Origin of the sequence: Bacillus sp. FSL W8-1127 (genome assembly GCF_038006725.1) — a bacterium.
GTDB lineage: Bacteria > Bacillota > Bacilli > Bacillales > DSM-4216 > Bacillus_O > Bacillus_O smithii.
On sequence record NZ_JBBOVU010000002.1, the window covers coordinates 37,275 to 59,815 of the forward strand.

At 35.3% G+C, this 22,541-nt stretch carries 42 protein-coding genes; 30 read left to right on the top strand and 12 right to left on the bottom strand.

Features of this window, described 5'->3' with window-relative positions; all coding sequences use genetic code 11:
• Positions 1 to 139: 139 nt before the first annotated feature.
• The 7 genes from NST12_RS16535 to NST12_RS16565 all read right to left on the bottom strand — a co-directional run bounded on the left by NST12_RS16535 (position 140) and on the right by NST12_RS16565 (position 3,223).
• Positions 140 to 358 carry a hypothetical protein gene (locus NST12_RS16535; protein ID WP_341102427.1) on the bottom strand — a complete coding sequence of 73 codons (219 nt, stop codon included), beginning with the start codon at positions 356 to 358 and terminating at the stop codon, positions 140 to 142.
• A 133-nt stretch (positions 359 to 491) separates the two neighbouring features.
• On the bottom strand, positions 492 to 854 hold the full coding sequence (locus tag NST12_RS16540) for a hypothetical protein (protein WP_341102430.1): 363 nt from the start codon (positions 852 to 854) through the stop codon (positions 492 to 494).
• Positions 855 to 917: 63 nt separating this feature from the next.
• Positions 918 to 1,301 carry a hypothetical protein gene (locus tag NST12_RS16545; protein ID WP_341102433.1) on the bottom strand — a complete coding sequence of 128 codons (384 nt, stop codon included), beginning with the start codon at positions 1,299 to 1,301 and terminating at the stop codon, positions 918 to 920.
• A 4-nt stretch (positions 1,302 to 1,305) separates the two neighbouring features.
• Positions 1,306 to 1,638, bottom strand: a complete 333-nt coding sequence (locus NST12_RS16550; RefSeq protein WP_341102435.1) for a hypothetical protein — start codon at positions 1,636 to 1,638, stop codon at positions 1,306 to 1,308.
• Positions 1,639 to 1,652: 14 nt separating this feature from the next.
• On the bottom strand, positions 1,653 to 2,240 hold the full coding sequence (locus NST12_RS16555; RefSeq protein WP_341102438.1) for a hypothetical protein: 588 nt from the start codon (positions 2,238 to 2,240) through the stop codon (positions 1,653 to 1,655).
• A 282-nt stretch (positions 2,241 to 2,522) separates the two neighbouring features.
• A complete protein-coding gene (locus NST12_RS16560; RefSeq protein WP_341102441.1) occupies positions 2,523 to 2,870 on the bottom strand; it encodes a hypothetical protein in 348 nt (115 codons plus the stop codon).
• A 14-nt stretch (positions 2,871 to 2,884) separates the two neighbouring features.
• Positions 2,885 to 3,223 carry a hypothetical protein gene (locus tag NST12_RS16565; RefSeq protein WP_341102444.1) on the bottom strand — a complete coding sequence of 113 codons (339 nt, stop codon included), beginning with the start codon at positions 3,221 to 3,223 and terminating at the stop codon, positions 2,885 to 2,887.
• Positions 3,224 to 3,398: 175 nt separating this feature from the next.
• Between NST12_RS16565 and NST12_RS16570 the strand changes: the two genes are divergently transcribed.
• Complete coding sequence (locus tag NST12_RS16570; RefSeq protein ID WP_341102447.1) at positions 3,399 to 3,761, top strand: YolD-like family protein; 363 nt, start codon at positions 3,399 to 3,401, stop codon at positions 3,759 to 3,761.
• 146 nt (positions 3,762 to 3,907) lie between these two features.
• Here NST12_RS16570 and NST12_RS16575 read toward each other — a convergent pair whose 3' ends face one another.
• Entirely contained in the window at positions 3,908 to 4,252 is a 345-nt protein-coding gene (locus NST12_RS16575) for a hypothetical protein (RefSeq protein WP_341102450.1), read from the bottom strand.
• 484 nt (positions 4,253 to 4,736) lie between these two features.
• Between NST12_RS16575 and NST12_RS16580 the strand changes: the two genes are divergently transcribed.
• From NST12_RS16580 to NST12_RS16595, 4 genes are all read left to right on the top strand, one after another.
• Positions 4,737 to 5,948 carry a ParM/StbA family protein gene (locus NST12_RS16580; RefSeq protein ID WP_341102452.1) on the top strand — a complete coding sequence of 404 codons (1,212 nt, stop codon included), beginning with the start codon at positions 4,737 to 4,739 and terminating at the stop codon, positions 5,946 to 5,948.
• Positions 5,945 to 6,364, top strand: coding sequence for a hypothetical protein (locus tag NST12_RS16585; RefSeq protein WP_341102455.1), 420 nt, complete (start codon positions 5,945 to 5,947; stop codon positions 6,362 to 6,364). The genes NST12_RS16580 and NST12_RS16585 overlap by 4 nt, the downstream gene beginning before the upstream one ends.
• 247 nt (positions 6,365 to 6,611) lie before the next feature.
• Positions 6,612 to 7,151: a MerR family transcriptional regulator gene (locus NST12_RS16590; protein ID WP_341102457.1), complete on the top strand. Its 540-nt coding sequence runs from the start codon at positions 6,612 to 6,614 to the stop codon at positions 7,149 to 7,151.
• A gap of 499 nt (positions 7,152 to 7,650) precedes the next feature.
• The gene (locus NST12_RS16595) at positions 7,651 to 8,478 is read left to right on the top strand and encodes a hypothetical protein (protein WP_341102459.1); all 828 of its coding nucleotides are present in this window, start codon (positions 7,651 to 7,653) and stop codon (positions 8,476 to 8,478) included.
• 155 nt (positions 8,479 to 8,633) lie between these two features.
• Here the strand turns inward: NST12_RS16595 and NST12_RS16600 are convergent, their stop codons facing one another.
• Positions 8,634 to 9,173, bottom strand: coding sequence for an ImmA/IrrE family metallo-endopeptidase (locus NST12_RS16600; RefSeq protein WP_341102461.1), 540 nt, complete (start codon positions 9,171 to 9,173; stop codon positions 8,634 to 8,636).
• A 251-nt stretch (positions 9,174 to 9,424) separates the two neighbouring features.
• Positions 9,425 to 9,820, bottom strand: coding sequence for a helix-turn-helix domain-containing protein (locus tag NST12_RS16605; RefSeq protein WP_341102465.1), 396 nt, complete (start codon positions 9,818 to 9,820; stop codon positions 9,425 to 9,427).
• Between the two features lie 273 nt (positions 9,821 to 10,093).
• Between NST12_RS16605 and NST12_RS16610 the strand changes: the two genes are divergently transcribed.
• The 18 genes from NST12_RS16610 to NST12_RS16695 all read left to right on the top strand — a co-directional run bounded on the left by NST12_RS16610 (position 10,094) and on the right by NST12_RS16695 (position 16,657).
• Positions 10,094 to 10,279, top strand: coding sequence for a helix-turn-helix transcriptional regulator (locus NST12_RS16610; protein WP_341102562.1), 186 nt, complete (start codon positions 10,094 to 10,096; stop codon positions 10,277 to 10,279).
• A gap of 126 nt (positions 10,280 to 10,405) precedes the next feature.
• On the top strand, positions 10,406 to 10,525 hold the full coding sequence (locus NST12_RS16615; protein ID WP_341102468.1) for a DUF3789 domain-containing protein: 120 nt from the start codon (positions 10,406 to 10,408) through the stop codon (positions 10,523 to 10,525).
• 23 nt (positions 10,526 to 10,548) lie between these two features.
• Entirely contained in the window at positions 10,549 to 10,995 is a 447-nt protein-coding gene (locus NST12_RS16620; RefSeq protein WP_341102471.1) for an ArpU family phage packaging/lysis transcriptional regulator, read from the top strand.
• Between the two features lie 13 nt (positions 10,996 to 11,008).
• Positions 11,009 to 11,170: a hypothetical protein gene (locus tag NST12_RS16625; RefSeq protein ID WP_341102474.1), complete on the top strand. Its 162-nt coding sequence runs from the start codon at positions 11,009 to 11,011 to the stop codon at positions 11,168 to 11,170.
• Positions 11,171 to 11,208: 38 nt separating this feature from the next.
• Entirely contained in the window at positions 11,209 to 11,358 is a 150-nt protein-coding gene (locus NST12_RS16630) for a hypothetical protein (RefSeq protein WP_341102478.1), read from the top strand.
• A gap of 200 nt (positions 11,359 to 11,558) precedes the next feature.
• Entirely contained in the window at positions 11,559 to 11,735 is a 177-nt protein-coding gene (locus NST12_RS16635; RefSeq protein ID WP_157404839.1) for a hypothetical protein, read from the top strand.
• A 66-nt stretch (positions 11,736 to 11,801) separates the two neighbouring features.
• Positions 11,802 to 12,077 carry a hypothetical protein gene (locus NST12_RS16640; protein ID WP_061778526.1) on the top strand — a complete coding sequence of 92 codons (276 nt, stop codon included), beginning with the start codon at positions 11,802 to 11,804 and terminating at the stop codon, positions 12,075 to 12,077.
• Between the two features lie 185 nt (positions 12,078 to 12,262).
• Positions 12,263 to 12,688: a hypothetical protein gene (locus NST12_RS16645; protein WP_061778527.1), complete on the top strand. Its 426-nt coding sequence runs from the start codon at positions 12,263 to 12,265 to the stop codon at positions 12,686 to 12,688.
• 4 nt (positions 12,689 to 12,692) lie between these two features.
• Complete coding sequence (locus NST12_RS16650) at positions 12,693 to 13,040, top strand: hypothetical protein (RefSeq protein WP_341102484.1); 348 nt, start codon at positions 12,693 to 12,695, stop codon at positions 13,038 to 13,040.
• A 117-nt stretch (positions 13,041 to 13,157) separates the two neighbouring features.
• Positions 13,158 to 13,310: a hypothetical protein gene (locus NST12_RS16655; RefSeq protein ID WP_341102486.1), complete on the top strand. Its 153-nt coding sequence runs from the start codon at positions 13,158 to 13,160 to the stop codon at positions 13,308 to 13,310.
• A complete protein-coding gene (locus tag NST12_RS16660) occupies positions 13,307 to 13,996 on the top strand; it encodes a hypothetical protein (RefSeq protein WP_341102490.1) in 690 nt (229 codons plus the stop codon). Before NST12_RS16655 ends, NST12_RS16660 begins: the two co-directional genes overlap by 4 nt.
• Positions 13,993 to 14,418, top strand: coding sequence for a hypothetical protein (locus tag NST12_RS16665; protein ID WP_341102495.1), 426 nt, complete (start codon positions 13,993 to 13,995; stop codon positions 14,416 to 14,418). Before NST12_RS16660 ends, NST12_RS16665 begins: the two co-directional genes overlap by 4 nt.
• A 103-nt stretch (positions 14,419 to 14,521) precedes the next feature.
• Complete coding sequence (locus NST12_RS16670) at positions 14,522 to 14,674, top strand: hypothetical protein (protein WP_157404840.1); 153 nt, start codon at positions 14,522 to 14,524, stop codon at positions 14,672 to 14,674.
• A gap of 39 nt (positions 14,675 to 14,713) precedes the next feature.
• Positions 14,714 to 14,980, top strand: coding sequence for a hypothetical protein (locus NST12_RS16675; protein ID WP_341027945.1), 267 nt, complete (start codon positions 14,714 to 14,716; stop codon positions 14,978 to 14,980).
• 155 nt (positions 14,981 to 15,135) lie between these two features.
• Positions 15,136 to 15,450 (top strand): hypothetical protein, encoded by a 315-nt coding sequence (locus NST12_RS16680; protein ID WP_341102500.1) that lies wholly within the window; start codon positions 15,136 to 15,138, stop codon positions 15,448 to 15,450.
• A 129-nt stretch (positions 15,451 to 15,579) separates the two neighbouring features.
• Positions 15,580 to 15,801 (top strand): hypothetical protein, encoded by a 222-nt coding sequence (locus tag NST12_RS16685; RefSeq protein ID WP_341102503.1) that lies wholly within the window; start codon positions 15,580 to 15,582, stop codon positions 15,799 to 15,801.
• 35 nt (positions 15,802 to 15,836) lie between these two features.
• Positions 15,837 to 16,076: a hypothetical protein gene (locus NST12_RS16690; protein WP_061778536.1), complete on the top strand. Its 240-nt coding sequence runs from the start codon at positions 15,837 to 15,839 to the stop codon at positions 16,074 to 16,076.
• Positions 16,077 to 16,222: 146 nt separating this feature from the next.
• Positions 16,223 to 16,657 (top strand): hypothetical protein, encoded by a 435-nt coding sequence (locus NST12_RS16695; RefSeq protein ID WP_341102508.1) that lies wholly within the window; start codon positions 16,223 to 16,225, stop codon positions 16,655 to 16,657.
• Between the two features lie 218 nt (positions 16,658 to 16,875).
• Here the strand turns inward: NST12_RS16695 and NST12_RS16700 are convergent, their stop codons facing one another.
• Both NST12_RS16700 and NST12_RS16705 read right to left on the bottom strand, forming a co-directional pair.
• The gene (locus NST12_RS16700) at positions 16,876 to 17,334 is read right to left on the bottom strand and encodes a hypothetical protein (protein WP_341102510.1); all 459 of its coding nucleotides are present in this window, start codon (positions 17,332 to 17,334) and stop codon (positions 16,876 to 16,878) included.
• On the bottom strand, positions 17,331 to 17,828 hold the full coding sequence (locus NST12_RS16705; protein WP_341102512.1) for a hypothetical protein: 498 nt from the start codon (positions 17,826 to 17,828) through the stop codon (positions 17,331 to 17,333). Before NST12_RS16705 ends, NST12_RS16700 begins: the two co-directional genes overlap by 4 nt.
• A 504-nt stretch (positions 17,829 to 18,332) precedes the next feature.
• Here NST12_RS16705 and NST12_RS16710 point away from each other — a divergent pair.
• The 7 genes from NST12_RS16710 (at position 18,333) to NST12_RS16740 (ending at position 22,524) form a co-directional block, all read left to right on the top strand.
• Positions 18,333 to 19,115, top strand: a complete 783-nt coding sequence (locus NST12_RS16710) for a hypothetical protein (RefSeq protein WP_341102515.1) — start codon at positions 18,333 to 18,335, stop codon at positions 19,113 to 19,115.
• A gap of 127 nt (positions 19,116 to 19,242) precedes the next feature.
• Positions 19,243 to 19,461 carry a hypothetical protein gene (locus NST12_RS16715; RefSeq protein WP_341102518.1) on the top strand — a complete coding sequence of 73 codons (219 nt, stop codon included), beginning with the start codon at positions 19,243 to 19,245 and terminating at the stop codon, positions 19,459 to 19,461.
• Positions 19,462 to 19,568: 107 nt separating this feature from the next.
• Positions 19,569 to 19,889, top strand: coding sequence for a hypothetical protein (locus NST12_RS16720; protein WP_341102521.1), 321 nt, complete (start codon positions 19,569 to 19,571; stop codon positions 19,887 to 19,889).
• 246 nt (positions 19,890 to 20,135) lie between these two features.
• Entirely contained in the window at positions 20,136 to 20,543 is a 408-nt protein-coding gene (locus NST12_RS16725) for a hypothetical protein (protein ID WP_341102523.1), read from the top strand.
• On the top strand, positions 20,530 to 21,111 hold the full coding sequence (locus NST12_RS16730) for a hypothetical protein (protein WP_341102527.1): 582 nt from the start codon (positions 20,530 to 20,532) through the stop codon (positions 21,109 to 21,111). The genes NST12_RS16725 and NST12_RS16730 overlap by 14 nt, the downstream gene beginning before the upstream one ends.
• 259 nt (positions 21,112 to 21,370) lie before the next feature.
• Entirely contained in the window at positions 21,371 to 21,598 is a 228-nt protein-coding gene (locus NST12_RS16735; protein WP_341102530.1) for a hypothetical protein, read from the top strand.
• 23 nt (positions 21,599 to 21,621) lie between these two features.
• Complete coding sequence (locus tag NST12_RS16740; protein ID WP_341102533.1) at positions 21,622 to 22,524, top strand: tyrosine-type recombinase/integrase; 903 nt, start codon at positions 21,622 to 21,624, stop codon at positions 22,522 to 22,524.
• The last annotated feature ends 17 nt before the right edge of the window (positions 22,525 to 22,541 follow it).

The following is a 22,541-nucleotide window of genomic DNA, read 5'->3' on the forward strand; positions in this document are numbered from 1 at the left end:
GACATTCCCTCCAAAAGATAGAATACATACTTATTTAAAATCATATCGAATATTAATTTAATTCGCTAGATTACAAAAAAAGAGATACTTTTGGTAGTATCTCTAAAGAATTTGCATAAATTAACGGAGCTGTTCCGTTTCATCTAATAACTTTTATAACCTTGTATCCTTCTTCTGTAGGTTGGCATCTTACTGTATATTCACGACTTTGTATAGCTGAATATGACGAGTAATATTCTGAAACTAAAAATTCTTTTTTGTCGTTAAACCAACACTCTCTGATTGAAATATCAGAGCCATGACAATACTTTTTTACATCTTCTTTATTCCTTAAAATTGTTCCTACTGGAATAAACATTCTTATATCCCCTTTCAATTTTCTTTGTTAAGGTATATCCTCGTATCCTCGCCCCTATTTTGCCAAGGTGCTGACTTTAAGCCAACACCTTTAAACAAGTTGCCAACCTGTCTTGGCAACGGTTAATTTTTTATTAAGGATACATTTTAAGGGCAACCTCATAGCATTCATCATAATCATTAAAAACTTTTGTTACATCAACTTCTGGCAATGATTTTAAAACAACAACACGATTATAATAGGCGTCTACATCTCTTCCCGCATACTGTTCATAAACATAAAGGTCATATCCATTTTCGCTTTTGTATCTATAGAAACTTTCCCCCTGATACGCTATAGATTCATAATCTTTACCATGCTGTTCAAGTAAATCCCCATACGATTTTGAATCCAATACGTCATATCCTACAAAATCATATCCTTTTTCCTTCATCAATTTTTTAATATATTCCTTCCGTTTATTTAAAGATTCTTGCATTTCTTCTATACTTCTCATTTTTATTCCTCCCGATTTTTCGATTTTTATTTATTCCGTAGTCCCTTGTAATTCCTCCTATTCCTAAAATTTTACTGTTGCATATAAACCTGTAACTGGTACAGGTGAAAACACATTTACTTCGCCATCCATTTTTTCGTGATCGTTTACATTGATGGCTTCTGTAATCCTCCCACTTCCTTCAAAGTGGTATCCACCTTGACAATCCTCAACAATCGTTTGGTGTTCGAGTCGGACTTGATAGATGTACCACTGCTTGCTTCTGTTTCTGTTTCTTAAGGCATTTGCCCAATAAAATGCTTGCGTTGGTGAAGAAGCCAAACAAGCATATTTCATACCAGGAACTCTCCCGTTATGATTGTTCTTAATATCTTTCGTTGGAACAACCTTTTTTAAGTTTGGAACGGGAGAAGCGTGGTAAAATACCACACAATCATTCAAAATCATATTTTTATCCCCTCACAGATTTTATTTTTGATTCATCACGAATTTTCAAAACAAATAATTCATGAGAATCATATTTAGAATCGTGTGAGACCTTATATTTTTCGTGGTCATCATCGATGACCACATTTTCTATATCGGTCTCTACGATAACTGACCAAGATAGTCCATTGGTTGCCGCAACTGCTGCTTCGTTGCGGGCATCCAATAAAGATTTTGCTTCATGAAAACAAGATGTCCAAAATCCTGTGAATGAATTTCGCCATCCCGGAAGATTTCCAATACTAGCTTCGATCTTTTCGTCTACTTTCGAAAGAGTACACACTCTGTATATCTTCATTTTTATTTCCTCCCCTATACCGGTCGAACAAACCAACCGGGTTTGATTTTTTGAAGTTGATCGAAATGGTTCGCGACAAGCTCTCTTGCTGCGAAGAAATCCTCATTTTCTTTACTGCTAAAATTGTAATAGCAGCAGACGAAATTTTCGTTGTACATGACATCGACGTTTTCACGTAAGAAATCTAACACTTCGGAATATGTCTTTCCTGTCCAGTCGGAAATGTTTTCGGCAATAGTGCCGAAAATCACATCCCAATCAAAGTAATTTGTGTAGATTTCCTTCACTTGTGACAAGGTATATCCCTTCGTATATACCTCGTCGATCATAGCAATATCAAAGTCATCTCCACATACTTTTTTGCGCGTATATGTTCCTTTTCCGAATCCGACAATTTCAGATTCGGAAATATCAGCAACAACAACAAAGTCATAACCATGATGGTTTGGAAGCGAATACGCTTCCGTAAACCAGCACGTAACAGCTCCTAATTCTTTTCTGTACGTGCTATCTTCATTTTCAAACTCGAAACTCGGATCTACTTTTTTATCTCGGTAGAGCTTCGCCAACTCTACCAGAGAAATACTTCTATGTAATAACATCTTTCTCACCTTCTGAAATCTTATTGCAGCGTCTCCCACCTGACCGTCACTTACCCTGAACGGATTTTTCACTGCTACCAGTCCCTAACTACTGTTCTAGCGATGGCAGGAGTCGAACCTACCAACCCTGTGACTGGCCCCACGCATGAAGCGAATAGCCTTTCTTCCTGCCAGGGACTCGAACCCTGGTACGCCCTCCAGGATCTACTCAGCGTCTTCATGCCACATCTCCAATACACTTCATAATTAAATATATTGGAGGCATGGCACGAAGCCATATGCCTATAATACTTGAAATCTTTTTACGCCGACGATTTGCCCATCAGCATTGCGAATAACGGATGTCGGTGACGTATCTGGTGCAACAACATCGTCACGATCAACACCATTCGCTTTCAGCGCTTGCAAAACAAGCGTCGAGACAATATACACAGTGTCCGGTTGCGGTGCCGGCAATCCGTCAACATCACCAAAAACAGTGCGAACAACATCAATTCCTGCAACGTTTCCAACAACCGTTTGTTGTGTTGCTACCCTAGCAACATTTCCGCTAGGAGCAACGGAAAGAATAGCGCGCCCGGAATCATCAACGATAGTCAATGTATGAGGTGTCAAATTTACAAAATTCATTTTTCATTCTCCTTTCAAAATTTTTGCTGTTTTTCCAGGGAATTTAATACCCAAAACTCTACATCTTCGAGGTTTTGAGCATGTAAGTCTTCGATAAGCTGATCAAACGAAAATTCATCAACAAAATATGTTTCATTAAATACAGTATTTAGGCCGATGGCCGATAATCCTTTTTCGGGATCGGCAACGGTACGCTCGTAGTCAACTGTTAAGACTAAACGATAACCTTCATCGTCAAACTTCAAAAGATAATAACCATCTTCTTGATCTATTTTTGTTTCACCAACACCAAGCAAGAATTGCAACGCTTCATCGACATTTACTTCAATTCCGGCGATATTTTCAACTCTCATTTTAATTTATTTAACCTCCCTTGCTGTATCTTTATTATACATTTATATAATTATATAGTCAACATCTTTTTTAAATTTTTCTGTAATTTTCTTATATTTTGATGTTATTTTCGTCTTGAATGAGAACCTATGTTCGTAATATAATAAGAACAAACGTTCTTGTTGGGGTGGTTCAATGAAGAAGATGGATACAAGATATCTTCATTACGATCGGGGCGAAAAGAAATGGACTTCGTTTTTTATTCCAGAGCATATGGAATTGCTACGTGAATTTAACGAAAAGGACTATTACAAAGCACCAAAACCTTTATTAGATCCATATCAGGTGCAGGAAATAGAGGAAAAGATCCACTATGCTGTGGAATACCATTTCCCGGTGCAATTTGAAATCTGGTATGATGGCTTCACAGAGAAAGTTCGTGGATATATTCACTATTTGGATCCAATACAGAAAGAGATAAGAGTGAAGGACAAAGAGGGAAATGTGGAGCGTGTGAAATTTGAAAACGTTATAAACGTGGAAGTAGAAGAAACATAATATCTTGAGGTGCATACCACATTCCACTTTTCCAAAGCAGATATATTTTTCTTTTGGCCACTGTTTCGGTGGTTTTAAAAAAAGAAAAAACCCTTCTTATTTGAGAAGAGCTTTTTAGTGTCATATAGTTATCGGTTTCCCACATTTTATGCCTCCATAAGGTAAGCGCAGAGATCATTTTTCTCTGCTAACCACAACGGAATGATGATCGTATCAGATTCAATACGGCACTGACTTTTTGGCAGCCAAACAGATTTAACTTTTTCATATACTTCATCAGTTCTTTTCCCACCATTTTCGAGTGAATCCGTTAAGATAGTTGCTGATCCAGTGAATTTTATTTTAATCGCCTTTTCTGTTTCACGATCAATACAAATTTCACCTTCATAAAGAACAAATTCATCGTATTCAAGATATTCCCTTTCAAGCTGACCAATACGGATGAATCTTTCTTTTTTGCTAAGTTTAATGCTCCCTTCTTTTACTGCCATTTTTTCCGGTCCCCTTTCGTTATTCGGTATCTTCATTTTAAACCTATCTATGAATTGTTTTTTTAAAAAAAAGAAAACCCTTCCCATTTGAGAACATCTTTCTGACTGTCTAAAAATTCTCCACCTAATGGTGACGTCAAAATTTCATTGCAACTAATTTTATTTTTTATATTTTGGTTTTCTTCTTTTTTCTTTTGCCTTTCAAACGGAAGAAAGGATCCTTAGTGAATTCAAGTTTAAAAATAGTCTTCATTAGTATACAATATACATTTTATATTCAAAACATATAAATATTATATCAATTTAATATATAAAATAAATTCAAAAGATATTTATCGATATGTTTGTTCCGGAAAAACGGGAAAAATTAAAAAATATATTCCAATAATATAGAAAACATATAAAAAATATATTTAAAATATAGACAAAACTAATGAATTGGATTATAATGAAATCAGAAAATGATTTTAAAGGAGCGATTAAAATGGATATGAAATATTTAATTGGTACCGATATTGGAAATGCTAAAACTGAAATAGTCTATGAACATGGAAAGAATGAAAAGGAAATTCGTATCGTTAAGCAGCCATCCGTCGTTTCTTTTCTTTTGTCCAAGCCTGATGCAAGTGACATTTCTGAAAAAGCAGCGATAGCCACTTTAATCGATAATTTACTAGTGCATATTACTAGTAAGGCGATTAAAAGAGACGGTTTGTTTTACATAGGCAATAAAGCCTTGAAAAATCCCGAAAATATTCGGAACATGAATATCCAACTTGGAAATAAGCATCAACATGATATACCCGTGATAATGTCTCTTTCAATGCTGGCCGGTATTGCCATTCTTGACTATTATGAAGAAAATGGAGAGTTGCCTAGTTCTCCTCTAAAGCTAGAATGTGATATGGCTACAGCCATACCATCTAGCGAATTTACGAAAACGAACGCCAAAATATTGGAAGATCGTTTTCTATCGGGAGAACATCTTATAACAGTTTATGTCGCTGATCGGCCAGTTCAAGTAGTAGTTCAATTTAGTCGGGTAAAAGTAACAGAGGAAGGCAAAACGACTATGCTTGCCTTTTTGGAAAGTGGCGAGGACATCCTGTCCATCTTCCATGAAACTTACAACAAAGAAAGTGAGAAAAAAATAGAAATGTCTGTAAAAGACTTCGTGGATAAGCGAGTATTGCATGCAGATATTGGCGATGGAACAACTGAATTTATTTACACCATTGGAATGAACCCTGTTCCTAATGGAAGCTTCGGTCGACACTTAGGTGTCGGACACGCAACTCAAGAAGCGATCCGACTTTATCGCGAGGAATTGGGTAATCACATCGGAGACATCACACGGCAGCACTATATGAAACTCTTGAGTGAAGATGGGGAACGTGCTGAAATTGCTAAACAAAAAATGAAAGAAGCGACTTTTCTTCAATCTGAACGAATATTAGAAACCATTATTGAAGCTTTTCAAACAAAAACATCTAGTGAAGCCGAATTTTTCTTTGTACATGGTGGAGGTAGTATTGTATTTAAGGAAGATATGTATGATAACTTGGTTAATTTCGCTAACCAAGTTAAAGCAAAAGTCGTCTGGATCCCGAAAAAATATGCAGCCTCGTTGAACAGTCGTGGTTGCTTGAGATTAGCAAAAATCTTGTTTGAGAATAAGGAAGTGCCACAATCATGACAAAAGAAAGAAAACAGCTTTTGATAGGTTTAGACAATCTGAATGACGAGAAAAAAAAGAAAATTAATCAATGGGTCGACGCCCAATTAAATTACAAAAACAGTATTTTGAAGCTGATTGAACACGCTATTTACCGATTCGGATATTGTGATGTGACAGATTATGAAATCGAGAAAAGACTGCATACAGAAATGCTAGTCTTTTCTCAAGATGGAGAGTTCTTCCCAGAATTCATTCCAAATCCAAAGATCAAAAGTAATGATAATGCTGACAACAAGAACAACAATGCTAAATCTGACGAAAATACAAACATCGTTTATAATGAGCCAACCTTAGCTACAGAACAAAAAGAGATAAATCAACAAAATACAGAAAATAAAATTGACTTCTCAAGTCTTGACCTGGAAAATTTTTGATAACGCATGTAGTAAAAGAGACAGACCTTTTGCACTGTCTCTTTTACTATGCTTCTATTAAAAAGTCAATCGTTCATGTGTAGTTCATGACCACCTAATTGAATGATCTATTTTTTTATGACTGTATCGCTGATCCTTGTAGCCAATCATGACTTTTTAGCAGGAAAATCTTTTATTTTCAACGAATATAGGAGTATAATCGAATGACGTATGTTTGAATGACCGATATATGAAAGGGTGTGAAGCAATGAACGATCAAGAATGGATGACTGTTTCAGAGTGCAGCGAGAAAATAAATGTTCCTGTTGAAACGGTAAGACGCTATCTAAGACAGTTTTCTATATATTTGAAAGTTAAAAAGATGCATAAAAAGTATCTGATTCATGACGACTCTTTGACTGTACTGGAGACAATTAGGCAACTATATGCGGAAGGTAAAAATGCGGAAGAAATAGAAAATATCCTTGCAACAAGTGGAGCTACGATGACCATAACGGTTCAAGGTGATGATGATGAATGGATGACCGTTAATGTGGCCGAAGAATTAAAGGATATTAAGAAGTCATTAGAAGAACAGAAACAATTTAATAAACAGTTACTCGAACAGATCCAAAAGCAAAACGAATACATTAATAAGCGACTTGAAGAAAGAGACAAATTCTTATTGGAATCTCTTAAACAAAGTCTTGAAAAAAGAAGAATGATGATTGAACAGACAGCAGCAGAAAAAGAGACACCAAAAGGCTTTTTTGCGCGTTTGTTTGCAAAAAAGGACAAAAAAAATTAGATTACGTATTAGAGATATAGTAGAATTACTGTGAATTTCATTTTACAATAACCATTTTATCAAAATAATAGAAATAATGGTTATTGTAAAATGAAAAAAAGAATGATAGAATAAAAAACACAAAGGCAACAAAAAATTTCCTGACAAACTTTGACATTTTTTGGACAACTTGTAATTTTTGTCAATTTCAATAATTAATAAAAAATAAAACCCCTGCCGGCTGTATTAGTGTGGAAAGATTGGCGTCTCGAAACACTAATACACTTAAACAGGGATTGAGAGAAACAAACAAAACTATTTAAGATTTTTAGGATTATCACTGTCTTTATTTTACGATAAAATGGTGATAATGTAAACCCTAAAATCTTATTATTACAGGATTTCTTTTAGTTTTTTTAGATGTTCTTTTAGATGTCCTGTAAACATTGTTTGTGAGTATGGAAAAACCTCTCAATCCCTTTGGAAATTCGTGTTCAGGGGGGATTAGGAGGTTTTTTATATGGTTTCAAAAAAATCAAAACGAAATGTGCATATTATCCCTAACGAACAATTCGCCGAATTAAAAAACATCGAAAGAGTTACAACGTATGTGTATAAGCGCAAAAAAATTAAAGACGAATTGATGGACCGTATTACCGACGCGCTTGGCCGCAAACTCCGCAAAGCCAAAAAAACGATCCTTGTCATCGACGAGATCATATGGAAGGCTACCGATCGCGGCTTTTCATTTAACGGCTACGAAACCTTGATAAAAAAGCTCGGTGTATCGACATCAACGATTAGCCGAGCAATCGGTCTACTTAAAGAATCCGGCGAGGTTGTCGTTTGTTACCGTGAAAATCCGAAAAGCAACGGCCTAAAAACTCCGGTTGTCATCTTCCGCAACCATGCAAATTTTGACAAGATCGCTTCTATTTTGGGGTTAAATGAAAAAGTAGATGAAAAAGTAGAAAACACCGAAAAGCCTACAGCGACAAGGGATGAAGCGCTTAAAACGTTTGCTACCATTTTAGGATTACCTTTTAATAACAAGATTAATAGTTATGTAAAAGGAGAAATACATCCATTTGAAAAAATTGTAAAATACATAGCAATTAAGGTCGATGAAGCACAAAAACGGAATAACCATGGTATTAAGTATCTATCGGCTTATGTGGATCGTGTGCTTTCCGATGAAATGAGACGAGCCAAACTCGAAGAACTTAAACGCAAGCAACAACTAAAACAACAAACGGTTAAGCCTTCGCCTCGGGTCGTTTTTTACGACTGGCTCAACGAAAAACCAAAGCCGAAAAGCGCCGATCTGGACGCGCTAGGCGTTTATTAACCGTAGACCCCAAATAATTCCAATCGTTGCAGCAAAGGGAGAACTGTGCCTTTTATACCGATGTGCATAGAATTTTTGCACTAAAAAAGCTCTCTTAATTAAATTAAGAGAGTCAAATAACAGTTTGTGCGGATGTTTAGTTATTTTATCGAGCATTATGCGTATGCAACATATTGATGTGGGAACTGTGTTCGTTGGCGGATTAATTTCAATCTGTAATTAGCAAACTCTTCACTCACCATGAAATGGTTGGCAATTTCGGTATTCCATACATTTTCGTCATCAGAAAGATCAATGCTCTCTAAAAAAGAACTGGGAATTAACAGGTATGCAGACATTTTCTTTGCTTGCGCTTCTGTTTTGTTGCGGCTTTGTTTATTACACTGTAGTTGATTCATATTGTGTAAGTAGCAGTGACAAAATTCTTCTGCAAGAAGGATTCTTTCTTCAATAGCGTTAAGCCCAGGATATATGTATATGGTTCCTGTTCTCCCCTTTTTTTTCGGAATGGCAAAAGATTTTATGGCATAATTGCTCTTATCTATGCTTTTAATTTTTATGCCATACCTTGTACAAATTTCGAAGAGGTCAATTTCATCATGTGATGCAAAATTGAATTGAGAAAGAACATCGTTTGCATGTTCTTCCCAAATATCGAAAGTTAATTGATGAGGTAATAGTTCTTTTAGCTGCAAAGTCACCACTTCCTTGTACAAAATATATTTGGATATTCACCATTCCTGATACTATTGATCTATAACTTTTGGCTTAATTGTGTTTGATAAAGAAATAATATAAAAAATATGGAATTTATGCAAAATTTGTATGTAATAGACGGGCATGGGTTTAAAAAAGGATTTAAAAATAAAAAAGAACCCACTAATATAGTGAGTTCAACGTATACATATTAATCACAATAATCCAAATAATTCCCCATATTTTTTTATCAGTTATCATTATTTGTTTCTTGTTCTTCTTCGTAATCCTCTTTGATTATTTCCCACATTTTAATTAATTGTTTTACCTTTGCTTCTGGAGCAGTGGCAAGATCGTGAAACAGAATGGAATATTTTTTCATTTCTTGAAAGGTTCTATATTCTTTTTCAGATAGTAGAATCTCTTCTCCGGCGACGACTACCTTTTTATATTCTTGGCCATCTAGTAAGTAATCAATACTTACATCAAAAAATTTGGCCAGTTTTCTCAGATTTTCAATGTCAGGTTCAGACTGACCACTTTCGTACCTCCCATATGCTTGACGAGTAATGCCTAAAAGATTTGCCATATCTTGTTGGGATAATTTTTTTGATAGTCTTAAAGATTTAAGCCTTTGAGGAAACATAAACTTCCTCCTTTTTTTGACAGTGATACGTGTACTGGATATACATAAATTTATTTTACCGCAACTTTAGGTTACTTTTAAACAAATGAATAAAAAAATGTTCAACAAATATTGACAGTCCATAAAAAAAATGTATATCATACTACATAAAGGTAAGTGAAAATTGCTAAAATCTTCGTTCGTTTGTGAACTTTTACTTTACACGAAACAAAAAGTGGCGTTATTAGGGGATGATTATGGAATTTGACTAGACAGGAACTTCGAACCATTTTAATGACTCAAAGGGCCAAAAAAGGCTTAAGTCACAAAGCTGTCGCGGAAAAAGCAAGTATTTCGCGACAGTATTATGGAATGATTGAAAACGGTGTAAGATCTCCGTCTATAAAAGTGGCCAAAAAGCTAGGTCCGGTCTTGGAAGTCTCTTGGACTATTTTTTTTGATATAGATGGCAACATATAGTTGCTGGTTATAGTTGATTTTTGTAAATTCCATATTGCGTTGACACGAAATCTAATGTCGTATAGAATGTGTTTAATAACGACATTAAATGTCTTGTTTCCTATGAAAATAAATGGAGGAATGGATATGATTACATCATTTTTTTGGGGAATGTTAACAGGTTTTTTTATAGGTGGAATGGCTGGAGTTTTTATTATGTCACTTATGTTCGTTGCGAAAAGTGCTGATGAACGTTTCCAACGATAATAACGTCCAAGGAGATGATGCACTTGTTGCTAATTGAACCGTCTAAGGAACAAGAAGACATGATTATTAAAAAGGTTCTTAATGAATTTAAGAAGTATGAACGGTGTCTTTGGGTATTGGGTGATAAACATTATCCGAAAATCACATCTAGCTACACCTTGAATGAATCCCAAAGACCCGTATATAACTCTTATTCTTCAACGGAAAGCCATGCTATGGCCAATATAGAAGCATACGATTTTTGTGCTTCTATTTTAAAAAAATTAGAACGCTTAAAACCAGATCATCGAATCATCATCTATGAATATTTTTTACGGCTCCCAAAACGTAGTGTTCAAGAGATTTGCAATGAATTACACATTACGCCATCTCATTTTCATCGAATGAAACGGACAGCTCTTATCATCCTGGGATATGCGATGGGGTTTGCTGTCGAGGAAATTGATGAATCAGAAACCGAAAATGATTGAGGAGGGAATAGTGTTGATCGGAACGATTCGAAAATCAACAAAGGAAGATTATAAGCCTATGATTGAGTACGTTTGCTATGAATGTCGGGTATCGGAACTTTTGTATGGAGTTATTCCGAAAAAAACTTGTCCAAAATGCGGAAAATATATGGACGCTATTGAGTTGGAGGAATGAAGATCGAAGGTCCCACTTCTGAAGGGAGGTTTTGCGGCGTGTTGTTAGATAATGAACGAGAGACAATTATTGAGTGGCTATATGCCATGACGGGTTATACAAAAGAATATTGGGAAAATAAGGAAGACGATGAGTTAGCTCGTCTTTTTGAAGAAAACCTTTTTGAAGAAAACTTAAAGGAGAAATAAAAATTGTCGTTTGTATTCCCTATCTCAATAGCTGTCATTATCGGGATAGTGTCGATCATTGGGGTTTCAGTTGGATTAAGAAAAGAATACCTGTTCTTAACGATAGGGTCATTGTGGGCTTTGTGTATTGTTGCTATTTTTATGCTTTCTATTAATTTTTTCAAGATTAGTCATTAAATCCTTATGATAAGGTGAAAAAAATGTTAACTGCAAATATTCTTTTTGAAATTTTTGTTTCTTCGATTGTCATCATCCCTTTTTTCTTCATTTTGTTTAAAAATTTGGATCATTTGAATGTGATAGAAAGATGGGCTGCTTACGTTTTCATTGCAGTCTTTGAGATTGCTGCGGTTATTTATTTGATGAATTTTAAGTGATGTTGAAGTATTGTGGTTTTTTAAGTGTTGGCTGAATCTTTAATTTCCTTGCGAGGGAGTGTAGAAATGAAGAATACAGTAAAAATTTCAAAACCGTTTGATATGCAGCTCTATCCTGACACTCGTTTTCAAAATGAACATCCTCGAAAAAATGTTGGGAACAGTTTGCGTTTAGACAATAAAATTTATCAAAAAATTTCTTTCAGTCAAGAACTAAAAAAACAAATAGCGATTAGAAGACTGTTAGATCAAGGAATTCAACAATATAAGGGTACATCCATTTTTGATTTAGATTACGACACTTTATGCCAGGCTTTAGTTTTACATAGTTCAGAAAAATAGGAAAATTCCGGGGTGAGTGTATGAGAAAAGCGAAGAGAAAACCTGGATGGTATTTACTATATCGTCGTGAGAACGGAAATCGTGTTTGGCTGTATGAACGGTTACAGCGTCATGAACTAAATGCTAGATTACGTAAGGGCTGGAAAATTCGCGGCTGATTACAAAGTGCTATCGGGGGGATTATCTTGAGTGATAGATTACCGGATAAATTAGTGTCTTTGGATCAAGTACGAATCAATCGTGGGCTTGAAAAGATATGCCAATGTCAGAGACGGAATTTTGTCATCGATACGACAAATAGGAGAGTCACATGTAGCAGCTGTGGGGCCGTTGTTGATCCGTATGATGCCCTTTTGGAAATTGCGGAGAAACGGGAAGAAATGGAAAAACAGGTACAACAGTTGTTAAATCAGAAAAGACAGATCGCAAGCTATAAGCCGCATTTAACCGTCATTAAAGAAATAGAAAAACGTTACCGTGGACGAAAAATGGTGCCGATATGTCCTCGATGCAATGAGCCTTTCTATTTTGAAGAAATTTCTAGTTGGTCGGGCAAACCTTATGCGGATGCAAGAATCAAGCGATTTATAGAATCACAAAAGGAGAGCTGATTCCATGCAAATGACAATATTTGATTTTGTAGAAGATGGAAGAAAAGTCGATAACGTCATATTAAGTAGACTACAAAGCATTTTTCCTGATTGGGAAGTGCTTGGATATGTTCGAGCATGGGAATGGGGAAAAAGTGATGACTACACAGTTGTTGTCCATCATGATGGTGTATTCAAAATGGTCCACGCAGAACTATATCATGATGGGAAAAATCGAGTTGCATATGGACAACGAACGGACTTTGAACCACATTGGTTCGACTGGTATGAAAACAAGGGGCGTCATTGGATTTGGCGTTCCATCGATGATAGAAACCGAGTAATGGAGGCAGCTATATACAATCGGGGGTGAAAATATGAGAGAAATTAAGTTTCGGGTTTTTAGTTATGAAAAGTAAACAGATTAATATGTGGTCAGGATATATCTGGAGAATATTCAGCACACTTGCAAAATGACGGGGGGAACGAAATGAGCGAAACAAAGGGGGAAATCATTGATTATCGAAAACTATACGACAAATTGAAGGACAAATATGCCAAAAAGATTGACCGTGATTTTTTGTTTTTCGAAAAACTTTTTGCTTGGCGCGAATATGAAAAAGCATTGGAGGTGGCGGAATGAGCGATAAAGAGCGTTTACAAGAAATAAAAGAAAGCTGGGTAAGTGAGGGGCATTTAGCCAAAATTGATCGGGAACATTTTGATTGGCTCATCGAACAAGTGGAGAAAGCAGAGGAGCTAGTGCAATCGTTAAATGATGCAGCGGAGATGGCGGAACAGTTTCTTAACGACAAGCATTTCTACATGGATGAATTGAAAAAGACAGAGCAACAACTCCAACAAGCGCAAGCAAAAATTGAACGATATGAGAAGGCGTTGAAAGGAATTAAAAACGACATAGAAACAGATTACACACAAGAAGAAATTGCACTTGGAGAAATGACTAGTCTACTAACAGTTATATACGAACAAGTTCAACAAACATTGGAGGGATCGGAAGAAATGAATAGCGAAACTCTTGTAAAGAAATTGAACGATTTATTTTGGGATCGCAAATTAACTGATTACGATGTGGCGAATCAAATGCTTTCTCTTATGGATGACAACGCAGAAGTAGTGCAATTCGATTCTGCATTAAAAGAAGCCCACAGAATGTTATCTATTTGGAGTAGATCAGAGAAAGAAACAGGACAATATTTAGATAATATTGCAGATTTGTTGGATTTCAAAGAGGAGGGAATGGAATACTTCAACAAGCACAAGAAGCCTTCGGTAGGGGTGAACATTGAATTGGAGGCGGCGGAATGAGTAATAAAAGGTATTTGAATGATGAAGTGGAATTGTGGAAAGAAAAAAGATATTACGAAAAAGTCATAATCGACTACTATTCGACTAACGAAATCTATCCTGATGTAGCTAATCGAATTGTCGATGGGTTAACAAAATTTATGAATATAGCTGAACAGCAACAACAAGAGATTGAACATTTACGAGAAGATCTCGCAAGTTGGGAAGCTGGGCTGAATCAAACAAAGGAAATGTATGAATTACAAAGACAACTCCGACAAACACAAGGCAAAGTGGAACAGTATGAAAAGGTGTTGAATCATTGGAATACCTATTTCGATTTTTCTCAACCAGTGCCAAAAGATTTGAATGAATTAGGAACACAAAAAGGAGTACAACGGTGTTTTGATATAGCGAGACAAGCATTGGAGGTAGAAAAGTGATCATCTCCTATTGCCCCGACTGCGGGTGGGAAGTTTGGGACTTTAAACCGGTGATCAAGATCTGTTGCGGGTATTACGTTGAACACAAGGAAGTGGAGGGAGAATGAAGTTTTTAGTTGTGTATGAAGTTCCACCCATGAGAGGGATTTTTCATACAGAAATAAATGCAGACAGTACAACGGATGCAGAAGAAAAAATTCGATTGAATCCAGAAACAGCACATTATCGAATAAAAGAAATTCTATTAATTGAATAAAAAACGCCAGGAACATTTTAAAAAAGGAGTTGTTAAACAATGAAATATTTTGAAACATATTATCCATATTACGCACTAGTTAAGGATGAGAATAAAGAGGATGCTATGAAAACATATGTAAAGTTTGTTGCAGATGATGATGGTACGTTGCACTTAGAAATGAAAGAGGTTGAGCGCGATTACGCTCTTGCAAAGTATAGCAGAGGGTTATCAGAAGACGGAAAAGAAATTCCTATTTCAGAAATTCTTGATGATTTTCAAAGTGAGGAAAGTTCGGTTTTATTGATTGATCCTGCATTGGTCTGACGAACTGTTAATGTACAAAAACGCCAGGATCTCTCCTGGCTGCCCAATCTCATTTTACCATGAGGGGATTATCGAAAAGGCAAAGCGCGATATAGCAAAACTATAGAATAACCTGATTATTACAAAATGAAAATCGGAGAAGGGAAAGATCAAAAATGAAATTAGGAATTGCTGTTTCGGGGGCACATCCAGTTTCAGTGCCTTCCGAACCTCATGTAACTACTACTACACCGCATGTTGAAGAATCAGAAAGTTTTCATTCGACTAGCCATAGTGTTCCAATTCATCATCCAACAATAAATCATATCGCAACTCATTCTACTGCAACATCTGCACATGTAACCCATTCAAGTGGAAACAGCGATGACAATGATTTCAGTTATCAAATAGGATTGGCATGTATTATTATTTCTCTCGCTTTGATGGTTGTGATGGTTGTTGGGTTATATAAGCTAATTAAATCGTTGTAATTAACTGGTCGAATTGTTGAAAGAAAAGTCACTTATATAACAGACTACGCTCAACAAGAAGGATATGTAGTTATGGCCATTGTCTAAAAAGGGGTGAATGGTTTGAAATTAACTCCGGTGCAAAAATCAATGAAGATACAAGATAGTCCTTTAATTCGATTTAAAGTGGACCAAAAAGTCCAGCTAAAAAGAGAATTTGAGGGAATCAACGGAGGTTATCCAATTAAAGGCTATGTCAATAGTATTAGGTTAGATCGGAATGGTGTTTGGTATGAAGTAATATATCGATCCGAAAAAGATGGGCTTATTAAGTCAACAAACTTATTAGACGGTTTTTTAGAATCGGTTTAGCTGCCCTTCCGTGGAGAATAAAAAGGAGGTTATGTATGAGTTACAAAATTGGTGATTGGTTAACACACGAACCTACAGGTGATGTTTTTCGAGTAGAAAAAATATGGGGTGATTGTGTGTTAAGGGATAATTATATAGACTGTGGCGACGTATTTTTACTGGATAAATGTAGAATGGCCACCAGTGATGAAATTGAGAAGGAAAAAAGAAAAAGAATGGAAGATCGGTTGCAAGTCAGAAAATGGGCGGAACAAGTATTGGAGGATTCAAAATGAAACGTATCAAAATGTTCTTTGCAAAAATGATCGATGATACTGTTATGAAGGCAATTAATGATAGCTTTACAGAAGTTGACAGTGAGAACTGAAAGGAATCGAAGGAGGTAATCCTATTGAACCATCATTTAAGGAGATGATCATTAATGGATTCTATGAAAAGTATTAGCATTTTAGTTATCACATTTCTATTGATTATCTTAGCTGTTTTTGCTTGGGGATTATTTGAAGTACACAAAACTTTTAAAATTGAAGAACATGATTTTCAACAATTAGCCAAAGAATATCAAAAAGAAAGGGAGTCCAAAGAAAAAGCTATCGTCAGTAAACTGGGAAATGAAGCTGTTGTCAGCCAATTTTTAAGTAACGGAGATGTGATTGCAGCAAAAGATCATCAAAATTATTTAGTTTCGTTTGCTGCAGACGATAAAATCAGCGGAGTTGAAAAAGTGTCTCCTCAAGTAGTCAAAACTTTGGAAAGCCAAGAGAAAAATAAGGATTTTGAAGAAAACATGTACGGAGCCACTTATTCCACATCAATATTTACACCTATCTTTTTTCCTATGTCAACTTTGCGTTAGTTTATCAAAATAGGGGTGGGCTAAATGATTATACAAAACTGGATTAAGAGATAGGAAAAATAAAGAAGTCGACGAGGACGGAACGGAACACGAAATTCATATCGCTTGTAACAAGGATCAGTATAAACAAATCGCAAGAATACCGTTTTAAAAAGAAAAACGCCTCAGTTGTTAGTCGGGGCGTTATCTTTTGTGTAATTGAATGACTTAACTTTATTCTAATTCCTTTTGAAATTGCTTGCGCTCTTTTCTTCTTCATTTAACAAAAACAAATATTGTTCAACGCATATATACTCAACCACTTTCCCATCTTCGTATAAGCCAGCGTCATTAATCGCATCAGCATAAGATTCGGAAACGAGTTTGCAAAGCTGTTTAATGTCTTGTTCCTTGAAAAGATCTGACGCTAATTCATATAGTTCATCGTCATCGTTTAATATTGAATAAACGTACTCATTGATTGCTCTCAAGTCACATTTAACCTTAACGTTTTCATATTCTTTTTTATACACTCGATATGCCTCTCTTTTCATAATTAACCATGTTGACCCACTTTTTCGTAGCTCATGGGACCAAAAACGATTTCGAGAAATGTCACGTCTTACGGTAGTTTCGGGAAGGTTTAACTCCTCTTCAATTTCTTTAAGTGTCGCCACTTTGTATAGAGCCTGCTTCATCTCAAATCCTCCTTGTTGATATGTTTAACGCTGCGCGCAATTTTACGGAGCATAATAAGTAGTTTTTCATCTTCTTTAATACCAGTCATCCACTCAAGGTCCTCGAAAATAATTCCGATTGAATCCCAATCACGCGTGTAAGCAAAATTACCGATAAAAAAGTCGGCTTTTTCGTTATTTAAAACCTTTTCTTCAATTAGTTCAACTACTTTATTGAATCGGTCTCTTTGTTTATCGATGTTGCGTCCGTTAACGCTATAGTAATCGAGAACCGTGCGAACCATTTTGCTAATATCTTCGCGAATATCATTAGCCCATTTTACTTGTTTTTCTGAACCAACGAGTTTCACGTACCCATTTTCGTTTGCAACTGTGTCTTTAAATTCTTTCCACGCTAATTTTAGAGCAACTACAAAATATTCCTTAACTTTTCCGCCGAACTTCTTAACACCTTCACGAGCGATTTCCCAAGCGCGTTTCATTATATTTTTCATCCGTCTACACTCCTTTTTGATACGAATTAGTATCGTTTCTTGTCTTTATTATATGATACGAATTCGTACCTAGTCAACAAAAAATTAAAAAAATGGACTTTGGACAAAATGAGTAAAAGGATGTATAATAAATACAGAAAGTTCGTATAAATAAAATGACCGACGGTGCTGCAACACCATCGGTCACGTAATAGATACGGTCCCTACAAGGGGATCGGCTTAGGCAGAATAATCCACCCGTGGCCTATAAACTCAAGGGTGGATTATTTTTTTGATTGTAAGACAGTATAGAAACAACTAAGCTCGCAAAAGCGACACTAAACATTAGTGCTTCAAACACTGTCATCGGCATCACCCCCCTTCTTAGGGGTAGGTTAGCCGACCACCCTTGAGTTCCCATATCTATTATATTTATATTATACCATGAATTATATGGAATTTCACTTGGTTTTTATATTTTTATACGGTATAATTAAACTATAGGTTTGTGAAAGGGAGGTACTCATGTCTATTCAAGTATCCTTTTCTCTTTTTCCTGGTCAGATGGAAAAATATCTATCTTTTGTTGACAAAAAAATAAAGTCAACCGTTTTGAGAAATTATCTTTTATATCATTATCGATTACCCGAAGATTTAAGCATATTGCAGCTTTATGAAATGAAAAGGGGAACTAAACCTAAATCGGTAAAATTTATATTTAATAATGAAGCAAATGAAAGACTGAATCATTTAGTAAAAATAGTAAAAGAGGATGAGCTTCCATGTAACCGTTCTTTGATTATTCGGCATCTCATTGATGACTTAATCAACCGGCTGAATAATAAGCAAATAAAAATAACAGAACTATACACAAAATCAAAATCGGAATCAAAAAGAAAAAGGGCTCTTCCCGTTGTACTTGAAAAAAAAATTAATTACACTTTAGATTTGCTTACTCAATATAAAGAAAGAAATACGGTCATCGAGGACTTTATCTTAGAAAAATATATTCCTAGTCCTATTGAAGTTCTTCAGGAAAAACCTAAAAATCCAGAATTTTTACACATTTATATAAGCGAAAAAGCCTTTCATTTACTCGATTACTATGTAGGTAAGTATCAAAATAAAGGTGTTTCAAGAAGTGCTATCATGAGGGACGTGGTAAATCAGCTCATTGATTTCATATCCAATGAATCTCAAAGTAAAAAAATTGATGATCTTTTAAATAATGCTTTAGAAGAGTACAGAAAAGTGTATGGAAACATGCGTCTTAAAAATAAGCTCCTGAATTACTTGAATAATTTATGAAAGGATATCTATTAAAAAAAATAAAAACTCTATAATTTGATATGACTTTGTGTAAAGTGCAAGGATAATTAAAAATCAGGCAATCTAATGTAGATTATTCATGTTGTGACACAAGGAGGTAATAATCGTGGATATTAAGGATTTTAAAGTAAATGATTTCATTGAGATTATTAATGTTGAGTTAATAGAACGAGGTGATGAAACATGGGAAAATGGTGATATTGTACAAGTAAGAGATGTAGATGTAGACGAAAATCGTATTGATGTTTGGGATAAAGATAAATATTCGTCGGAATTCATCTATAATTATGAGCTTAAGGGAATTAGAAGTAATAAAAAAAACTAAGATCCTTGACTGACGTCAGGGATCTTTTTTTTGACCAACTGTCCAAAAGACGTCATAACCTTGTGAGGGCCGACATATCTTTTACAAAGGACAAGGAGGGAGCCAAAATGACTTATCGACCTACAGTTCGATATTCCACAGTTTATAAGAAATATGTAGATGCTGTTTTTAAAGCAACGACATTGGACCGTAATCAAATAATCCGATTAGCACTCTTTGTATCAGCCCATTCGCCTCAATACATCAATATCCTAAAAAAATATAAAATTGGTGACGTCTCTCTCCCCCACCCGGATTGGGGGCTGGAGGAAGAAGATTGCTGGAAAAAAGCAAGCTATATTCCAAAAACAAAACCTTCATATGAACAATCTCAACGTCGTCCCATCAAGATAGTGAATCAAGGTGGAATTAAATTTGTCGTGGATTGATTTATTATTTCTTTTTTGCTGTTTTAACACTTTTCACATAATGTAACGTTTTAGCTTTGTTCGCGAGCTTAGAAGCAATTTCTTTTGTCAATCCGTTGGTCTTAGACACTTATAACACCTCAATTTTCTTTTTTTTCATTCAGTTATGCCCGGAAAAGAGAATTTTATACTCTCCCCTGTCGCGAGATTTTCGACCAACCGACCAACCAACCCAAAGATAAAAATAAAAAAGCGAGGAGGATACAAGTGGGGAAGAATGAGCAGCATTTAAATCCAATACTTTCTTCATCGAAAAAAAAGCAAATATTAAATGAAAGAAAAATCCGTAAGGATAAACTACATGACATCAAAATACCTATTGATGATACCGTTGATCTTACTTTGCGAAGGGAATCGAGAAAATTTTGGAATGGCTCCAAAACGGCTTTAGGAACGGAAATATTTCTATATGGACTAAACCATGTATTTCATTATCCAGAAGTAACCTATAAAGATAGCCCTATAACTGTTCATATAAAAGTGGACCATGCTACTTTCCAAAGAATCGGAGATTACTCAACACAATGGAGATGCAGTATCAGAAAGGCTGCATACCGTATTTTCATGGAAGCATATTCGAAAAAATTCGGAGGATGGTCAAATGAAGAAGTATAGTGAAGCTGATGTATTGGGAGAAGAATTTTCCCTCCTTCCTAATACTAATAAATTTTTAGGGAAACTCATATATCGCTTTCATCGAATGTCTTCAACCTTTCTAGTGATAGAAGTACCTTTAAACATTTATCTCAGAGCAGAAATATTCTGCGAGGATGTTCGGGATCTTTCCGAAACAGAGTTCGGACAACAAGACTTAATGAATTTGCTATACCATGATTTTTTACGGTATGCCCAAAAAAATCCAGATCCACAATATATATTTCAGTTATTGACGTCACTTGATCCAAGTCATGGAAATAAAATACATTTGCAGAAAAAACCAAATTCTTCTACTTTTCAAAGAACAGAAAAACCGATACAACAACAAACTTTATACATTACCTTGCGAAAAAAATATGCTCTCCGTGGAGAAGTGCTTCTAGCTGACATGGAAGAAATATTCCCTAACCACGGATTTACGCTTGAAAAAATATTCCGATTACTTTACTGCGATTTTATTGAAAAATTGAAAAAGGGAGAAAATAACAAATCAATCGAAAACATATTAAAACTTTTGGAAGATTAGACGGTTTCATCCGATAAAATTGAGTTTTAAAAAACGGAAGATAATGCAGAATTATCTTCTATTTTTTTGTTTTTATTCATGGAAAAACAGTAGATAATTCGGTATAATAAATGTATAAAAACAGTAGATAATTCGGTCGCTTTCTAATATTGATTTTTAGAATATTCTTATTTTTTGTCCGGGAGAGCAAAATGGTGTTTTAAGGTAAATTTATTTGTTATTTTTTTGAAATAGGTCCCGGTGGAAGAAAGAGGAATTTTTGATTATTTTGCTTAAAGGAGTGAAAAAAAGAAAAATGAAAAGCGCACAACTACGAACCGATAATGATGAATTATTAGAAATAATTTGTAAATATCAATTTGCATTAATGGAAGGACAACCATCGGTTATTATAGATTTAGATGATTTGATATTTCTTATTGATAAGGCGATAAAAGCGAAATATTTGCAACAAGAGTTTGATCGAAATCGATATAAGAAATCATAATTACGATGAATAGGTTGGTTACTATGGAGTTTTTTATCAAGTGGATGAAAGAAGAGGGAAGAAGTTCTCACACCATTAAAAGTTATCTAAAGGCAGTTTCATATTTTGAAACGTGGTATTTCGATAATATTCAAAAAGAAATCGATTATGCTCGATTAAATCCGATGGATTTAAAGGAGTGGCGTCATTACTTAATTCACCATGCCAGAAAAAAGAATGGACAGCCTTTTGCCACCCAGACCATCAATAGTTACATTGAAGCCATGAGAACTTTTTTACATTTTTTATACATTCAAGGGATTGTTCGTTTTGATCCCAAAAAATATTTAATCCCACAGACCAATAAAAAAGTATATGCTCCACGATGGTTAGATACTCAAGAAAAAAGAATCCTTTTGCGATATATTGAAGATCCGGAATTAGCTCAAAAAAACGCCTGGAGATACACTCGAAACAAGGCCATCATTTATACAATGCTATATGCCGGACTAAGGATCAGTGAGGTGACCAGTTTAACCGTTTTTGATATTCAAAATGGTTATATCAATGTCCGAGAAGGAAAAGGGGAAGCAGCAAGGGACGTTCCTATAAATAAAACTTTGTCTCAAGCACTCAATGAATGGATGAAAGAACGGGAAAAGAAAAATCCTACAACCGATGCCCTTTTTACTTCTCAAAAGGGAGGAAAATTAACGCCATCAGGGATCTATCCAATTTTCGAAAACATTGTTAAAAACACGAATATTCCTGATCTGACCCCACATACACTACGACATACTTTTGCCCATGACCTAGTTCAAAATGGTGTTCCACTTCCTTATGTTGCAACGCTGCTTGGCCATGATGATTTAGATACCACTCGAGTATATACATCACCAAGAAAAAAGGGCTTGAAAGACGCGGTGGAAACCTTATCACAAGAGTAAGTTTTTTAAAAATCATT

What these genes read in the sequence shown, in the direction of transcription:
- NST12_RS16535 (WP_341102427.1), bottom strand. Translation starts at nt 358, where the DNA reads ATGTTTATTCCAGTAGGAACAATTTTAAGGAATAAAGAAGATGTAAAA.
- NST12_RS16540 (WP_341102430.1), bottom strand. Translation starts at nt 854, where the DNA reads ATGAGAAGTATAGAAGAAATGCAAGAATCTTTAAATAAACGGAAGGAA.
- NST12_RS16545 (WP_341102433.1), bottom strand. Translation starts at nt 1,301, where the DNA reads ATGATTTTGAATGATTGTGTGGTATTTTACCACGCTTCTCCCGTTCCA.
- NST12_RS16550 (WP_341102435.1), bottom strand. Translation starts at nt 1,638, where the DNA reads ATGAAGATATACAGAGTGTGTACTCTTTCGAAAGTAGACGAAAAGATC.
- NST12_RS16555 (WP_341102438.1), bottom strand. Translation starts at nt 2,240, where the DNA reads ATGTTATTACATAGAAGTATTTCTCTGGTAGAGTTGGCGAAGCTCTAC.
- NST12_RS16560 (WP_341102441.1), bottom strand. Translation starts at nt 2,870, where the DNA reads ATGAATTTTGTAAATTTGACACCTCATACATTGACTATCGTTGATGAT.
- NST12_RS16565 (WP_341102444.1), bottom strand. Translation starts at nt 3,223, where the DNA reads ATGAGAGTTGAAAATATCGCCGGAATTGAAGTAAATGTCGATGAAGCG.
- NST12_RS16570 (WP_341102447.1), top strand. Translation starts at nt 3,399, where the DNA reads ATGAAGAAGATGGATACAAGATATCTTCATTACGATCGGGGCGAAAAG.
- NST12_RS16575 (WP_341102450.1), bottom strand. Translation starts at nt 4,252, where the DNA reads ATGGCAGTAAAAGAAGGGAGCATTAAACTTAGCAAAAAAGAAAGATTC.
- NST12_RS16580 (WP_341102452.1), top strand. Translation starts at nt 4,737, where the DNA reads ATGGATATGAAATATTTAATTGGTACCGATATTGGAAATGCTAAAACT.
- NST12_RS16585 (WP_341102455.1), top strand. Translation starts at nt 5,945, where the DNA reads ATGACAAAAGAAAGAAAACAGCTTTTGATAGGTTTAGACAATCTGAAT.
- NST12_RS16590 (WP_341102457.1), top strand. Translation starts at nt 6,612, where the DNA reads ATGAACGATCAAGAATGGATGACTGTTTCAGAGTGCAGCGAGAAAATA.
- NST12_RS16595 (WP_341102459.1), top strand. Translation starts at nt 7,651, where the DNA reads ATGGTTTCAAAAAAATCAAAACGAAATGTGCATATTATCCCTAACGAA.
- NST12_RS16605 (WP_341102465.1), bottom strand. Translation starts at nt 9,820, where the DNA reads ATGTTTCCTCAAAGGCTTAAATCTTTAAGACTATCAAAAAAATTATCC.
- NST12_RS16610 (WP_341102562.1), top strand. Translation starts at nt 10,094, where the DNA reads ATGACTCAAAGGGCCAAAAAAGGCTTAAGTCACAAAGCTGTCGCGGAA.
- NST12_RS16615 (WP_341102468.1), top strand. Translation starts at nt 10,406, where the DNA reads ATGATTACATCATTTTTTTGGGGAATGTTAACAGGTTTTTTTATAGGT.
- NST12_RS16635 (WP_157404839.1), top strand. Translation starts at nt 11,559, where the DNA reads ATGTTAACTGCAAATATTCTTTTTGAAATTTTTGTTTCTTCGATTGTC.
- NST12_RS16640 (WP_061778526.1), top strand. Translation starts at nt 11,802, where the DNA reads ATGAAGAATACAGTAAAAATTTCAAAACCGTTTGATATGCAGCTCTAT.
- NST12_RS16650 (WP_341102484.1), top strand. Translation starts at nt 12,693, where the DNA reads ATGCAAATGACAATATTTGATTTTGTAGAAGATGGAAGAAAAGTCGAT.
- NST12_RS16655 (WP_341102486.1), top strand. Translation starts at nt 13,158, where the DNA reads ATGAGCGAAACAAAGGGGGAAATCATTGATTATCGAAAACTATACGAC.
- NST12_RS16660 (WP_341102490.1), top strand. Translation starts at nt 13,307, where the DNA reads ATGAGCGATAAAGAGCGTTTACAAGAAATAAAAGAAAGCTGGGTAAGT.
- NST12_RS16665 (WP_341102495.1), top strand. Translation starts at nt 13,993, where the DNA reads ATGAGTAATAAAAGGTATTTGAATGATGAAGTGGAATTGTGGAAAGAA.
- NST12_RS16670 (WP_157404840.1), top strand. Translation starts at nt 14,522, where the DNA reads ATGAAGTTTTTAGTTGTGTATGAAGTTCCACCCATGAGAGGGATTTTT.
- NST12_RS16675 (WP_341027945.1), top strand. Translation starts at nt 14,714, where the DNA reads ATGAAATATTTTGAAACATATTATCCATATTACGCACTAGTTAAGGAT.
- NST12_RS16680 (WP_341102500.1), top strand. Translation starts at nt 15,136, where the DNA reads ATGAAATTAGGAATTGCTGTTTCGGGGGCACATCCAGTTTCAGTGCCT.
- NST12_RS16685 (WP_341102503.1), top strand. Translation starts at nt 15,580, where the DNA reads ATGAAGATACAAGATAGTCCTTTAATTCGATTTAAAGTGGACCAAAAA.
- NST12_RS16690 (WP_061778536.1), top strand. Translation starts at nt 15,837, where the DNA reads ATGAGTTACAAAATTGGTGATTGGTTAACACACGAACCTACAGGTGAT.
- NST12_RS16695 (WP_341102508.1), top strand. Translation starts at nt 16,223, where the DNA reads ATGGATTCTATGAAAAGTATTAGCATTTTAGTTATCACATTTCTATTG.
- NST12_RS16700 (WP_341102510.1), bottom strand. Translation starts at nt 17,334, where the DNA reads ATGAAGCAGGCTCTATACAAAGTGGCGACACTTAAAGAAATTGAAGAG.
- NST12_RS16705 (WP_341102512.1), bottom strand. Translation starts at nt 17,828, where the DNA reads ATGAAAAATATAATGAAACGCGCTTGGGAAATCGCTCGTGAAGGTGTT.
- NST12_RS16710 (WP_341102515.1), top strand. Translation starts at nt 18,333, where the DNA reads ATGTCTATTCAAGTATCCTTTTCTCTTTTTCCTGGTCAGATGGAAAAA.
- NST12_RS16720 (WP_341102521.1), top strand. Translation starts at nt 19,569, where the DNA reads ATGACTTATCGACCTACAGTTCGATATTCCACAGTTTATAAGAAATAT.
- NST12_RS16730 (WP_341102527.1), top strand. Translation starts at nt 20,530, where the DNA reads ATGAAGAAGTATAGTGAAGCTGATGTATTGGGAGAAGAATTTTCCCTC.
- NST12_RS16740 (WP_341102533.1), top strand. Translation starts at nt 21,622, where the DNA reads ATGGAGTTTTTTATCAAGTGGATGAAAGAAGAGGGAAGAAGTTCTCAC.